The sequence below is a fragment of the Kitasatospora sp. NBC_00374 genome (assembly GCF_041434935.1).
Taxonomy (GTDB): Bacteria; Actinomycetota; Actinomycetes; order Streptomycetales; family Streptomycetaceae; genus Kitasatospora.
Genome location: NZ_CP107964.1, coordinates 8,610,077 through 8,623,460 on the forward strand (window position 1 = coordinate 8,610,077; position 13,384 = coordinate 8,623,460).

11 protein-coding genes and 2 pseudogenes are annotated in these 13,384 nt (G+C 71.1%); 4 read left to right on the forward strand and 9 right to left on the reverse strand.

All coding sequences use genetic code 11. From position 1 onward, the window contains the following. Positions 1 to 131 precede the first annotated feature (131 nt). The 5 genes and pseudogenes from OG871_RS37780 to tnpA form a co-directional block, all read right to left on the reverse strand. A complete protein-coding gene (locus tag OG871_RS37780) occupies positions 132 to 479 on the reverse strand; it encodes a hypothetical protein (RefSeq protein ID WP_371503044.1) in 348 nt (115 codons plus the stop codon). A gap of 168 nt (positions 480 to 647) precedes the next feature. Then, positions 648 to 719, reverse strand: a pseudogene (locus tag OG871_RS37785) (hypothetical protein); the annotation flags it as partial. Between the two features lie 40 nt (positions 720 to 759). Continuing rightward, a pseudogene (locus tag OG871_RS37790) lies at positions 760 to 840 on the reverse strand (hypothetical protein); the annotation flags it as partial. A gap of 339 nt (positions 841 to 1,179) precedes the next feature. Continuing rightward, positions 1,180 to 1,470, reverse strand: a complete 291-nt coding sequence (locus tag OG871_RS37795) for a hypothetical protein (RefSeq protein WP_371503046.1) — start codon at positions 1,468 to 1,470, stop codon at positions 1,180 to 1,182. After that, positions 1,467 to 1,895, reverse strand: a complete 429-nt coding sequence (gene tnpA / locus OG871_RS37800; RefSeq protein ID WP_371502971.1) for an IS200/IS605 family transposase — start codon at positions 1,893 to 1,895, stop codon at positions 1,467 to 1,469. The genes OG871_RS37795 and tnpA overlap by 4 nt, the downstream gene beginning before the upstream one ends. 50 nt (positions 1,896 to 1,945) lie before the next feature. On the opposite strand from tnpA, the gene OG871_RS37805 reads away from it, so the two are divergent. Further along, positions 1,946 to 3,130 (forward strand): RNA-guided endonuclease InsQ/TnpB family protein, encoded by a 1,185-nt coding sequence (locus OG871_RS37805; protein WP_371503047.1) that lies wholly within the window; start codon positions 1,946 to 1,948, stop codon positions 3,128 to 3,130. Here the strand turns inward: OG871_RS37805 and OG871_RS37810 are convergent. Both OG871_RS37810 and OG871_RS37815 read right to left on the reverse strand, forming a co-directional pair. Continuing rightward, on the reverse strand, positions 3,104 to 3,817 hold the full coding sequence (locus tag OG871_RS37810; protein ID WP_371503048.1) for a hypothetical protein: 714 nt from the start codon (positions 3,815 to 3,817) through the stop codon (positions 3,104 to 3,106). The two genes, OG871_RS37805 and OG871_RS37810, sit on opposite strands and share 27 nt — an antisense overlap. A gap of 124 nt (positions 3,818 to 3,941) precedes the next feature. Next, positions 3,942 to 4,262, reverse strand: a complete 321-nt coding sequence (locus OG871_RS37815) for a sigma factor (RefSeq protein ID WP_371503050.1) — start codon at positions 4,260 to 4,262, stop codon at positions 3,942 to 3,944. A 975-nt stretch (positions 4,263 to 5,237) separates the two neighbouring features. Between OG871_RS37815 and OG871_RS37820 the strand changes: the two genes are divergently transcribed. After that, positions 5,238 to 5,807 (forward strand): TetR/AcrR family transcriptional regulator, encoded by a 570-nt coding sequence (locus tag OG871_RS37820; RefSeq protein WP_371503052.1) that lies wholly within the window; start codon positions 5,238 to 5,240, stop codon positions 5,805 to 5,807. Positions 5,808 to 5,905: 98 nt separating this feature from the next. Next, complete coding sequence (locus OG871_RS37825) at positions 5,906 to 7,084, forward strand: GDSL-type esterase/lipase family protein (RefSeq protein WP_371503053.1); 1,179 nt, start codon at positions 5,906 to 5,908, stop codon at positions 7,082 to 7,084. Between the two features lie 161 nt (positions 7,085 to 7,245). On the opposite strand, the gene OG871_RS37830 is transcribed toward OG871_RS37825, so the two are convergent. Both OG871_RS37830 and OG871_RS37835 read right to left on the reverse strand, forming a co-directional pair. Beyond that, complete coding sequence (locus OG871_RS37830) at positions 7,246 to 8,766, reverse strand: FAD-dependent monooxygenase (protein ID WP_371503522.1); 1,521 nt, start codon at positions 8,764 to 8,766, stop codon at positions 7,246 to 7,248. Between the two features lie 5 nt (positions 8,767 to 8,771). Next, entirely contained in the window at positions 8,772 to 9,899 is a 1,128-nt protein-coding gene (locus tag OG871_RS37835; RefSeq protein ID WP_371503054.1) for an FAD-dependent oxidoreductase, read from the reverse strand. A gap of 194 nt (positions 9,900 to 10,093) precedes the next feature. On the opposite strand from OG871_RS37835, the gene OG871_RS37840 reads away from it, so the two are divergent. Next, the gene (locus tag OG871_RS37840; protein WP_371503056.1) at positions 10,094 to 13,351 is read left to right on the forward strand and encodes a BTAD domain-containing putative transcriptional regulator; all 3,258 of its coding nucleotides are present in this window, start codon (positions 10,094 to 10,096) and stop codon (positions 13,349 to 13,351) included. Positions 13,352 to 13,384 lie beyond the last annotated feature (33 nt).

The window sequence follows — 13,384 nt, forward strand, 5'->3', positions numbered from 1 at the left end:
GGAGTCTGACGAAACGCGTGCAGTGGCCGGTAGCGCGTGATGTGCAGCGCCCGCCCGTCACCGCGCCCCGACAGGATGCGCGTCCGGGCGGGCGCCGTGATGTCGGCACCCGTCCGGGAGATGACTGCAGGTCAGCTATCGGTGCTGCGGTCAGGGGACGCGCTCTCGTGTCGCCACCAGGTGGTGACACGTTGCCAGATGGATCTGCCGGGCCGGTTCTGCCGTTCGAGTAGGAGATTCGCGACCTCCCGCAGTTCTGCGGGCATGTCGCTGAGTTGCTCGCGCTCCCAGTAGCGGACGATCCTGCGCTGTAGGTCCTCCCTGTCGAAGTGGTTGGTGCATTGGAGGACCACGGCCTCGTCCGCGGTGCTCATCGCAATGGCCGCACCATCGCAGGTGAAGGCCGCGGCGTACTCACCTTCGTCGACGTCGATCGCCTCCATCCATCCTGCGGCGTCCTGCACGGAGGTGAACACCATGAGGTCTCCGTGCTGGTCGAAGACGAACACGGGGTCTGGGGGCGGATTCATGCCGGGCATCGTGTCAGCGACCGAGGTCATGGCGGGTGCGGCGGCTCTGCGCTTGGCGGTGGTGCCGGCGAGCCGGTAGGATTCGGCGCCGGTCTCGATGGTGTGGGCGTCGAGGGTCAGCCGGTCGACGATGGCCTGGCAGAGCCACTTGTCGGTGAAGGTCTCGTCCCACTCGACGAACGGTCTGATTCGAGGCGATCGCGATCGCGTGCCTCTCCTTGCGCTCGGTGAAGATCTGGAACAGCGGCTCGGCGCCGTGCCGGTCGAGCTTGACGTAGCCGAGCTCGTCCAGACCGCGACTGATGACCATCCGTCAGCGAAACGGCAGACCTATCACCTCAAAGAGCTGATGTCAGTAAGGGGGGCGGCGCCGTGCACAGCACCACGTCCTACCAGCTCACTTACGATGATCTGTACTGAGGCCTGCTGAGCGTCTACGGAAGCCGCGGGCGTGTCTGGTGGCGTGACGACCAGCCAGGGCTGACTGCCCTTCAGGGCCGGAAGGCGGCTGACGCGGTCAGCGGCAGGCTGTAGCCGCTGACGACGGGGCCCCGACAGCGTGGTGCGCTGAGCGCCCCTGCTCGGCACTCACGGAGTAGCTCCCTGCACGCCGTTCGAGACTCGACGGACCGGGCCACCTGTGGGCGCGTCAGGGCGTCGAGGCGGCAGAGGCGACACGCTGGTCCGTGTAAGGGACGATCTCGGTGGCCGCCCGGGAGGCTTCCCGCTCGTCGATCCGGGCCGTCCAGGTGGGATCGCGCACGATGGCCTCCAACTTCTCCAGGCTCAGGGGCGGTTGCTCGGTGAGGACGGTCTCGCGCCGGGTCTTCCATCCTTGATCTTCGCAGGGAATCCCGGCCTTCAGGCCGGGCGGGAATGCGATCCCTGGCACGGAGGCGCGGAGCGCCGGAGGTCTCTGCGCCTCCGTGGTGACGGTCAAACGGGGCGCTTCTGGTTCTCGATGTAGTCCTTGACGATGCTGAGCGGTGCGCCGCCGCAGGACCCCGCGAAGTACGAGGGTGCCCAGAAGACGGACCCCATGCCGATCCGGTTGATGCGCCCGGTGTACTCGGCCCGCAGGTAGCGGGAGCTGACGCCCTTGAGGCTGTTGACCAGCTTGGAGACGGAGACCTTCGGCGGGTAGTGCACCAGGAGGTGGACGTGGTCGCCCTCGCCGTTGAACTCCCGCAGCTCCGCGCCGAAGCCGTCGCACACGTCGCGCATGATCATCTCGCAGCGCGTCAGCATCTCGTCGTTGAAGATCTCACGCCGGTACTTGGTGACAAACACCAAGTGTGCGTGCAGGTTGTAGATGACATGGTTTCCCCGCCGTATATCGGGGTCTGGTTCCCAACGTGGTGACATGGGCCAAGCGTAGTATGATCAATCGTCAGCACCGGGAGGGGGTGGACCGGATGATCCGAGCGTACAAGTTCCTCATGCGGCCCACCGTGGGTCAGACACAGGCACTCGCCGAGATGCTGCGGGATCACTGTTCGCTCTACAACGGGGCGTTGCAGGAACGCCGCGACGCCTACCGGCACCCGTCGAAGACGAGCGTCAAGTACGGGATGCAGTCGGCGCAGCTCAAGGACATCCGGGCATTCGACCCGGAGCGTCAGGGCCGGTGGTCGTTCTCCTCCCAGCAGGCGACTCTCCGCCGTCTCGACAAGGCGTTCGCGGCGTTCTTCCGCCGGGTCAAGTCCGGTGAGACGCCCGGCTACCCCCGGTTCCGGGGTGTGAACTGGTTCGACACGGTCGAGTTCCCGAAAGACGGGGACGGCTGCCGGTGGGACTCCACCCCGCACGACCCCGTCACTCGCGTCCGGTTCCAAGGCGTCGGACACGTCAAGGTCAATCAGCACCGGGCCGTGGTCGGCAAGGTCAGAACCGTCAGTGTCAAGCGCGAGGGCCGCAAGTGGTTCGTCGTGCTGACCGCCGAGCAGGACCAGCCCGAGCAGCTGCCCGCGACGGGCAGCGTGGTCGGCATCGACCTGGGCATAGCCAACTTCCTTGCCGACTCCAACGGCGAGTTCGTGCCCAACCCGCGCCACGCCCGCACCGTCGCCGCGAAGATCGAAGCCGCACAGCGGGCCCTTGCCCGGTGCAAGCGGCGCAGCAACCGCCGCCGCAAGGCCGTGGCCAAGGTCGCCGACCTCCACCGCAAGGTCCGCCGCCAACGCCTCGACCACGCCCACAAGACCGCCCTTGGACTGGTCCGCGCGCACGACTTCATCGCGCACGAAGACCTCAAGATCCGCAACATGAGCAAGGCCCCCAAGCCGAAGCCCGACCCCGATCAGCCGGGCGTTTTCCTGCCCAACGGGTCCGCCTCAAAGGCCGGACTCAACCGCAGCATTGCCGACGCCGGATGGGGGGTGTTCCTCGCGGTCCTGCACGCCAAGGCTGAAAGTGCCGGACGGGAATTGATCGCCGTGGACCCCCGCAACACCTCCCGGACCTGCCCCGAATGCGGGCACGTCGCCAAGGAGAACCGGCCCGCACAGGAGAAGTTCCACTGTCAGCGGTGCGGCCACCACGCGCACGCTGACACCGTGGGAGCACTCAATGTTCTACGGGCCGGGCTGGTCCGTCGCTAAGCCGTACCGGCATAGCGAGAAGCCCCCGGCTTTAGCCGGGGGAGGAGTCACGAGGCTGGTGGTGCTGACGGCGACACGTACGCCGTCCGCGCGCAGCAGGTCGGCACCGCGTTGGATCTGGGTGAAGACCCGTCCCTCCCACACCAGCAGCCTGCCGCCGTCCGGCAGCACGGTGGTCCGGCAGTAGGCCAGTGGGCCGCGGGAGGCGCAGGCGAAGAAGTCGTCGGCGCCGGCCGCGTGCTTCGGATCGGGGGTCCAGCCCGGTTCGACCACCACCCCGACCGCCGCGGACCCGTGGCCGCCGTCGTAGGTGACCTCGCCCCGCGCTTCCGGCCGGCTCTGGTCAGGCAGACTGTCGCGCCCGCTGAATGCGCCGATCGGCGAGCCGGCCGGGAGCGGCGCGATCAGCTTCCCGACCGCCGCCCGCCCGGTCAGCGGCACCGTGCTGGCCGTGGTGTTGCCGGTGGCCGGGCCGGGCGGCTGGGCGGCCGCGGTCGTCGCCGGTGCGACCTGCGGGTGCGCGTGCGGCAGCGCCAGCACGCCGCCGACCGCCAGCGTGCCGACCGCCGTGACTGTGGCCGCCGTTGCTACCCGTCGTCGCAGGCGGATCGCCCTTCCCTCGGCGGTCGCGCCGGCGACCAGCGCCGCCAGGTCCGGTGTGGCCCCGCCGACCACCTGCCCGAGCACCTCTCGCAGGTCTTCCCGTCCCGGTCCGATTCGTCCATTCCGTCCATGCTCCTCGTCCTCTCCTGGGTCCTTCACGATGAGTCGTCATTCACGATGAGCCGGCGGGTCCGGCCGCGCGGTGCGGCTACCCACCGAGGTCGATCAGTTGTTCTCCCAGCTGCGTCGGCAGCCGGTTCAGGGCCCGCAGGCTGCGGGCCCGCACCGCGCCGACGGTCAGAGCGAGTGCGGCGGCGGTCTCCTCGACGCTCTGCCGCTCCGGCAGTTCGCCCATGGCGGGCCGCTTGCCTGAACGCCGCAGGCGCCGGTGCGAGAGGTAGGTGCGGACCAGGACGCTGCGCGCGTACGCGTCCGGGCTGTCGGCCCGTCTCACCCGTCCCCAGGAGGCGTAGATCCGGGCGAGGGCGCTCTGAGTGAGGTCCTCTGCCAGGTGCCAGTCTCCGCACAACAGGAGTGCCGTCCGAAAGAGCGCGGTTCCCCTTGTATGAGCGAATTCCTCGAACTCCCGTCGGCTCTCCGCCCCTTGTCTGATGCCGATCACGTGCCGTCCCCTCCGGTGCCGTCGTCCGGGAGGTAGACGCGTGAGGCCCGGCAGCGCGTTACGAGGCCCGGAGGGAAAATTCGGCCGGCGCACCGGGGACACAACCGCACCCGGCTACGCGCACGGGTCGACGAGGGCGGCGGCGAAGACCGCGAGGACGGATCGAACGGCGGCCTGCGCAGAGGCGCTGACCGGCGAACACCATCCGCGGCGCGCCCGAAGCACTGCGGCGGCGGTGTCGGCCGCTGCCGACCGGTGGTGCGCGCCTCCGCGGCTGCGCCGACCGTGCGACTCCGGCGCCCGGGCTTTTGACGGATTCCAGGCGTGCGCAGACTCATCGAGCCGACGGGGCCAGTGTGGACATCGCGCGGCACGCCTGCGTACAGGGGGGTGCGCCCGGGCCTGCGCCGCCGCAGCGTCAACCACCGGTATGCCGTTCCATCCCCAGGTCGAGACGGATAGCTGGTGGCCAGCATGCGTTCGGATCACGTCGTATTCGGTGGTACTGCTGGCGTACCGCACGGCTGTGGCGCGCGAGTCCCGGTTCTCCCGGGCGAGCGTGCCCGCTTCGATCGTGGGGGCCTCGGTCCTGCCCGGACCAGTCGAAGGTGATGGTCTTGCTGGACTGGCCGGTGCGGTTCCAGGCGAAGCCGAAGGCACCAGCCTGGTCGGTGGTGGCGCGGCCCCCAGGTGGCGAGCTGGCCGGGGCCGGTCTCGCAGCGGGGAGGTTGGTCGACTGTACGCGGGCGACGGCCCGGGGTGGTGGGGCCGGTGAGCGCCTCGGCGCATCGCCACGACCCTCGCTGGGGAGTGCGCCGATTTGCCTATACCTTGTAGGTTAATGCATATTCGACGTAGCAAATTTGAGAGTAGGTGATGGTTGTGGTTCGGGCAGGACTGAGCCCGGAGCGGCTGACGCTCGCCGGTGTGGAACTCGCCGATGAAGCCGGTTTCGACCAGGTGACCCTGTCGGCGCTCGCCCGGCGTTTCGATGTGAAGCCCGCGAGCCTGTACTCGCACCTGAAGAACTCCCACGAGCTCAAGACCCGGATCGCGCTGTTTGCGCTGGAGGAACTCGCCGACCGGGTCGCCGACGCCGTGGCCGGACGCGCGGGCAAGGACGCCCTGACAGCCTTCGCGAACGCCTACCGGGACTACGCCCGCGCGCACCCCGGCCGGTACGAAGCGGCCCGATACCGGCTCGACCCGCAGACCGCCGCGGCAAGCGCCGGCGTCCGGCACGCGCAGATGACACGGGCGATCCTGCGCGGCTACGACCTGGCGGAGCCGGACCAGACGCACGCGGTCCGCATGCTGGGCAGCGTCTTCCACGGCTATGCCGCCCTGGAGGCGGCCGGCGCCTTCGACCACACGGACATCGCCGCACAGCAGTCCTGGGCCTGGACCCTGGACACCCTCGACACCGCACTGCGGAGCCGGTCCACCCCCTGACCGGCCATGTGTCACCCGGCCGGCGTTCCCCCACACCGACCCCGATTCCCTACGCCCCTCCCCACCCTCACCCAGAAAGGACCAGAGGGCTCAAGGCCATGAGCACCGAACAGAACCTGATCACCACCCCCATCACCGCCGACTTTCTACGCGGGCACCTCGACGTGGAGAAGACCGCGCACGGTCTGCTGCCGCACCGGCTGCCGGCCTGGGCGCGCCGCCAGATCCCCGACGACCTGCTGGCCGTGGCCGAGGCCCAGCCCTCCGGGGTCCGGCTGGCCTTCCGTACCAGCGCCACCACCATCGACTTGGACGCCCTGCCCACCAAGCGCGTCTACCTGGGCTTCCCGCCCCCACCGGACGGCGTGTACGACCTGCTGGTCGACGGCCGGCTCACCGCCCAGTCCACCGTGGAAGGCGGGAACCTCCGCACGATCACCGACATTCAGACCCAGACCGCGGAGTTCACCGCGGGACCGGCGGGCACCGCCCACTTCACCGACCTCCCGGCAGGCGAGAAGAACATCGAGATCTGGCTCCCGCACACGGAGATCACCGAGGTCATCGCCCTGCACACCAACGCCCCCGTCGAGCCGGCGCCGGACAACGGGCGCAGAGTATGGCTGCACCACGGCAGTTCCATCAGCCACGGCTCGAACGCCGTCTTCCCCAGCACGATCTGGCCCGCCCTGGCCGCGTCCACAGGCGGTGTGGAACTGATCAACCTCGGATTCGGCGGCAGCGCACTGGTGGACCCGTTCACCGCACGTGCTATGCGTGACACCCCCGCCGACCTGATCAGCGTCAAGCTCGGCATCAACGTCGTCAACAGTGACACCATGCGTTTGCGCGCCTTCGCCCCCGCCATCCACGGCTTTCTCGACACCATCCGCGAGGGCCACCCCACAACCCGCCTGCTCCTCGTCTCCCCCGTCCTGTGCCCGACCCACGAGAACACCCCCGGCCCCCTCATGCCGGACCTCTCAAGCGGAACCCTCAAGTTCAAGGCCACCGGCGACCCGGCCGAGACCGCCGCCGGACGGCTGACGCTCACGATCGTCCGCGACGTCCTGGCCGACATCGTCAAGCAGCGATCCGCCGAGGACCCCAACCTCCACTACCTCGACGGACGCGACTTGTACGGCGAGAGCGACCACGAGGAGTTCCCGCTTCCGGACGCGATCCACCCCAGCCCCGAAGGGCACCAGCGCATCGGCGAGAACTTCGCCAAGCTCGTGTTCGCGAACGACGGCCCCTTCACCACCACGACCGGCTGACCCGGACACCCCCGACCGGCGAGGAGAGCGTGCCTGCCCAAGGCTGGCAGGAACAATCCCGGGGCAGGGGGAGGCTACGAGGGAGGTAGCCCTTGCAGGCCGCTTACCCGTGGCGGCTGGCGCGGGCAGCCGGACCGGCAGTCAGAGTCGGTGAGCCCTTTTCAGCGGTCGGCGGCACCGAACCAACGGTCCGCGGTCTGTTCGAACTGCGTGTGGTCGGGGTCGTCGGCGGTTGCCCAGGCGACCGTGCCGTCGGGCCGGACCAGCACGGCACGCAGTCCGAGGTCGTTTCGCACCGGCCCGGCCGCATACCGGATCCGGCTCTTGCGGCGCGTGGCCGGACCGTGCAGGGAGCGGTCGGCGGTGAGATCCAGTACGACGCCCCGTCCGTCCTGCATCAGATCTGCGAGGCGGGTGCCGTCCTCCAGACGGAGGTCCGGGGCGTCACGGCCGATCAGCGGGTGCTCGCTGCCCAGGTCGTAGCGGTTCGACGTCCCCGATGCCCTCGTGAACACGTAGGTCGTTCCGTCCCGTGTCCCGATGAGGTCACGGATGACTTGCTGGACCGCCTGACCGTGCGCGTCCGGCGTCATGACCGCGGTCTGTGCGCGCGTCCAGTCCAGCGCGCCGGCGCCGATCGGATGGCGCTCCGAGGTGTAGGTGTCGAGAAGCCCGCCCGGGGCGTGACCGCGTACGGTCGCCGCGAGCTTCCAACCCAGGTTCATCGCGTCTCCGATACCGAGGTTGAGTCCCTGCGCTCCGAGGGGCGAGTGGATGTGCGCGGCATCCCCCGCGAGCAGGATCCGTCCCTTTCGGTACGTCGTCGCCTGCATCGCCCGGTCGGTGAAGGTCGAGACGAGCCGGACCTCGCTCAGCGTCACGTCGGTGCCGGACACCCGGCGTAGAACCGTCTGGAGATGTTCGCGGGTCGGCCGCTGTGAGCGGTCGAAGGCGCCGCCGTCGGGGTCCAGCATGCCGATGTAGTCCTTCGCCGGCGTCCGCAGGTACATGCCCGTCGGCGTCAGATGGAATCCGGGGCGCAGCTTCTCGGGATCGGCGACGGTGGCGAGCACGACGTAGCCGGTGAACCGCGGTTCGCTGCCGACGAAGTCGAAGCCCGCGAGCCCACGCACCGCGCTGCGGCCGCCGTCGCAGCCGACGAGCCAGCGCGCCGTGTACTCGTGCTCACCGGCCCGCGCGACCACCCTCTCGTCGTCCTGGGTGATGCCCGAGACCGTGACGCCGCGTCTGACCTCCACACCGACCTCGGCCGCCCGCTCGGACAGCACCGTCTCGACCGCTTCGAGGTTCGTCATCACGCCCTCGGACGCCGGGCCGGGCAACCGGAACGGCAGGGCGGTGACATCGATGTCGGCCGGATCGAGCATCAGGCCGGCGAAGTGGCCCGCGCTTCGAGGGGGTTGCGGCTCGTCCCTGTCGGAGTCCGTACCGGGGACGTCGGCGACGCCCGAGGCCGTCAGCAGCGGGTGCAGCATGCCGCGGCGGTGGAACGCCGCGACCGACGCGGCGGACAGGCCCCGCATCCCGAGTGGGTCCGCCTTCCACGGGGAGCGGAGCTCCGGCTCCCGCTCCAGCACCAGGACGGAGCAGCCCGCCAGGCCGAGCTCACAGGCGAGGAACAGTCCCACCGGGCCGGCCCCCACGATCGCCACGTCGTACACGGCGCTCACCGGCCCTGCTCGTTGATCATGTTGACCAGGCCCTGAGCCGTGTTGCCCTCGGAGTCGATGCCCTGGACCTCGGCGCCGTCGAACATGACCTCTTCGGTGGGGCGCAGGAACATGGCCTCCTCGTACGCGCCGAGCGCGGCCTCGACGTCGTCGGGGTGCGCGGCGAGGGCCTGGCCGAGTTCGGCGCCGTCGAGCATGGCCAGGTTGGCACCCTCGCCGTTCGGGGCCGCGAGGTGGGCGGCGTCGCCGAGCAGGGTCACGCCCGGCACCCGGTCCCACCGGAGCCCGGTCGGCAGGGCGTAGTGGGGGCGCAGTACCGGTGGGGTGTCGGTGTCGGTGATCAGCGCGGTGAGTTCCGGCGCCCAGCCCTCGAATTCCTGCGCGATCCGTGCGGTGGCGGTGGCGGAATCGGTGAAGTCGATGGCGGCGAACCAGTCCCGCTCCCGGGTGAGTTGCGCGTAGGTGTGCACGGTGGCCCCGCTCTCCCGGTGGGCGAAGATCTCCTTGCCCGGCGAGGGCGCGATCATCGACCCGCCGCCGACCGCCTTCGCGGCAGCGGTGTGCCGGGTGTCGGCCTCGAAGAGGTAGGTCTCGACGAACGAGGTGCCGGCGTACTCGGGGGTGGCGTCGCACAGCAGCGAGCGGACCCGTGACCACGCGCCGTCCGCGCCGACCAGCAGGCTCGTGACCACGGTGCACCCGCAGGCGAACGTCACCTCGTGGCTGCCCTTTCCGAGCGCACGGACGTCGCTGGCCTTGTGGTCCCACCGGACGGTGCCGGCCGGGAGCGAGTCGAGCAGTATCCGTCGCAGCTCCCCGCGCATCACCTCGGGGCGGCCGCCGCCGTCGTCGGCCCTGTCCGTCAGGACGGTCCCGTCCGTGTCGAGGACCCGCATCGTCTGGCGCCCCTCGACGACGATCGCGTGGAAATCGTCCATCAGATCCGCCGCCTGGAGGGCGAGCTGCCCGTTGTAGTCGTGGATGTCGAGCATTCCGCCCTGCTCGCGCGCGGCCGGGGAGGGATCGGCCTCGTAGACCCTGGACGGGATGCCGTTGACGTGCAGGACGCGGGCCAGGACGAGCCCGCCGAGTCCGGCGCCGATGATCGTGACAGGGCTGTTCATGATGCTGGCTCCTTAAGGGAACTGACCGCCCGGCGAAGTGAGGCCGGCACCTGCGGAATGACAGGCACTCGAACGGTGACGCGGGCCGCTCACACGGGGCTCACACGGCGCTGACGCGGTCGTGCCGACAGCCGGACCGGAAGCCAGGTCGGCGCAATTTGGGGACTCAGGCTCGCGTACAGGAAGATCGGGGAATGGACGGCGATACGCGGCTTCGCATCACGCTGCTCGGCGAGTTCCAGGCGACTCGCGGTGACGCCGTCCTGCCCGTCGCGGGGGCGCGGCTGCAGGCTCTGGTCATACGGCTGGCCCTCGCCGGCGGTCGCCCGGTCCCACAGGGCGTGCTGGTCGACGCGATCTGGGCCGAAAAGCCGCCGGCCGACCCCGCCCACGCCCTGCAGGCCCTCGTTTCACGGCTGCGCCGGACCCTGGGCTCGGCCGGTTACGTCACGCGGGCCACGGGCGGCTACCGGCTGGACGTGGCCGCGTCCGACGTGGACGCGCTGCGGTTCGAGCGGCTCGCCGCCGTCGGGCGGGACCGCCTGCGCGCCGGCGACCGTCATGCCGCGGCAGCCGTGCTAGGCGAGGCCGTGGCACTGTGGGGCGATCACCCGGGCACCGAGCCGACGGCCGTCGCCCCGGTGGCACCCGCCGTCGCGACCGGGCTGGCCCACACCTCGGTCGAGGCTGTGGTCGCCCTCGCCGACGCCGAGGTGTCCCTGGGCCGTGCCGATGCCGCCGCCGCCCGGCTGACCGCACTTCTCGCCGACCACCCCGTCCATGAGCGGGCGGCCGCGCTGCTGCTGGACGCGCTCGCAACCCAGGGCCGCCGGGCCGAAGCACTGGCCCGGTACGAGCAGGTCCGCGAGACCCTGGCCGCCGAACTCGGCACCGACCCGGGCGCCGCCCTGCGCGACCGCCACGCGCGCCTGCTGCGCGCCGAGCAGCCGGCCCCGGCCGCCGGCCCCTCGCGGACCGCGGCCGACCACCTGCCCGCGCCGCTGACCGGTTTCGTCGGGCGCCGTGACGACCTCGCCCGGATCGACGCGCTGCTCGCTGCGGGCCGTCTGGTCACCGTGATCGGTCCCGGTGGTGCCGGCAAGACCCGGCTCGCCGTCGAGGCCGCCCGCCGCCGGAGCCAGGGGTACCGCGACGGAGCCTGGATGATCGACCTCGCCTCGGTCACCGAGCCTGCCAAGGTGGGCGTGACCCTGCTCGCCGGGACCGGGCTGCGTGGCGGCGCGATCGAGGCCCGGACCCGGGGCGAGGGCGACGAAGTGGACGTACTCGTCGGCCGGCTCGGTGGCCGGGAGAGCCTGCTGCTCATGGACAACTGCGAGCACCTGATCGACGCCGTGGCCCACCTGGTCACGGCGCTGCTTTCGCGTTGCCCCGGGCTCAGCGTCCTGGCCACCAGCCGCGAGCCCCTCGCGGTCGACGGCGAGGCGCTGGTGCCGCTCGGCCCGCTCACGCTGCCCGGCCCCGGCGACGATGTCGAGCAGGCCCGGAGGGCGGAGGCCGTACGCCTGTTCGCCGAGCGGGCCGCAGCCGTGTGCCCCGGCTTCGAGGTCAACGAGGCGACGCTGCCCGAGATCCGGCAGGTGGTGCGCAGCCTGGACGGGATGCCGCTGGCCCTCGAACTGGCCGCGGCCCGGCTGCGGACGCTGTCGCTGCCCGAGCTGGCCGACGGGCTGTCCGACCGGTTCCGGCTACTCACCACCGGCAGCCGGACCGCGCTGCCCCGCCATCGGACCCTCGGCGCGGTCATCGCCTGGAGCTGGGACCTGCTCAGCGAGCACGAACGCATGGTCGCCGATCGCGTCTCGGTCCTGCCCGGCGGTGTCACCTCGGCCTCGGCCACCGCCGTCTGCGCGGGTACGGCGGTGCCCGCCTCGGACGTCCCCGACCTGCTCGCGGCCCTGGTCGACCGGTCGCTACTGCAGCTCGCACCCGAGCCGGGCCGCTACCGGATGCTGGAGACACTGCGGGAGTACGGCACGGAGCGGCTGGCCGGCACGAACGGCCTCGGCACCGTCCGTGACCTGGCCGCCGGACACTTCGCCGGTCTGATGGCCCGCTACGACCCCCAGCTGCGCGGGCCCGCTCAGTCGGCAGCGGTGCGTGTGATCGGCGCCGAGTACGACAACACGCTCGCCGCCCTGCGCCGGCGATGCGACACCAACGACGCCCCCGGCGCGCTCTCGCTCGGCCTGGATCTGACCTGGTACTGGCAGATGCTGGGCCGGACCTCCGACGCGGCCCACTGGCTGGGCAAGGCGCTGGCGGTGCCCGGCAGCGGGCCGACGCCCGAGCGCGACTGCGCGCACGCGATATACCTGCTCAACCGGGGCGACACCCGGCCCGTCACGGCGACCGGGGAGGCCACGGACGCCCGGGCCGGGATCCTCGAACTGGCCGACCGGCTGCTCGCATATCCGGAGCTGCCCGGCCCGTACGGCGCGCTCGCCGCGCTCCCTCTCGCCTTCCTACAGGCGGAGAGGACACAGGGACAGAAGACCACACCCGCGATCATCGATCGGCTGGCCGACGGCGACGACGTGTGGCTGGCCGGGCTGGCCCGCATCTTCCGCGCCCAGTTCACCGAGAACGCGGGCGAACTCGACCGAACGCGCACCGACGTGGAGGCGGCCCTGGCCTGCTTCCGGCAAGTCGGCGACTGCTGGGGCCAGTCCGAGGCCCTGCCGCTGCGGGCCCGGCTACGGCAGTACGACGGCGACCTCGACGGCGCGCTCGCCGACCTGCGCGAGGCCCGATCACTGACAGACGAGTTCGGCACGCTCAACCTCGCCGACACGGTCTTCGGCGACCTGCGCTGGATCGACCTGCACATACGACGCGGGGATACCGACCTGGTGATCGCGTTGATCGACTCGGCCCGGCAGCGGGCGCTGCGCACGCGAGCTCCGGCGATGCGGCTCCTGGTCGACGCGTGGGAGGCCGGCTTCCGAGTGCGGCTCGGCGAGCTGGAACGGGCGCGGGAACTCCTCGACACAGCCGAAAGGGACCTCCCCGACGACATCCCCTTCCCCGGGGACCACGCACGGACGCTCATCGGCACCGCACGCGCCTCGTTCCGACTGCGGACGGGCGACCCGACTGGCGCGCAGAAGGCGCTGACGACGGCCCACGCGGCGGCACTGCGGACCCGGGACCTCCCCATCCTGGCCGTCGTGGCGGTCCATACGGCCGCCCTCGCCGACGCACTCGAACTGCATCACCAAGCCGCGGTCCGGCTCGGCGTAGCCTCTCGCCTGCGCGGCACGCACGACCGCACCGACCCGCAGGTGCGCGACGTCACCCGCAGCGCACAGGCCGCGCTGGGCGCGGACTCCTTCGCCGCAGCGTACGGAATGGGCTGGGAGCTGGACCACAGGACGGCCGTGACCGAGGCCGACCCCGCCCGGCTGTCCCGGGACCAGCGGACGCGCTGATCCGCAACCAGCCACCCGGCCGGGTGAGCGACG

Bases quoted from the DNA above. Each gene is read 5' to 3' on its own strand.
- OG871_RS37780 (WP_371503044.1), bottom strand. From the start codon at position 479: ATGGTGTTCACCTCCGTGCAGGACGCCGCAGGATGGATGGAGGCGATC.
- tnpA (WP_371502971.1), bottom strand. From the start codon at position 1,895: ATGTCACCACGTTGGGAACCAGACCCCGATATACGGCGGGGAAACCAT.
- OG871_RS37805 (WP_371503047.1), top strand. From the start codon at position 1,946: ATGATCCGAGCGTACAAGTTCCTCATGCGGCCCACCGTGGGTCAGACA.
- OG871_RS37825 (WP_371503053.1), top strand. From the start codon at position 5,906: ATGAGCACCGAACAGAACCTGATCACCACCCCCATCACCGCCGACTTT.
- OG871_RS37835 (WP_371503054.1), bottom strand. From the start codon at position 9,899: ATGAACAGCCCTGTCACGATCATCGGCGCCGGACTCGGCGGGCTCGTC.
- OG871_RS37840 (WP_371503056.1), top strand. From the start codon at position 10,094: ATGGACGGCGATACGCGGCTTCGCATCACGCTGCTCGGCGAGTTCCAG.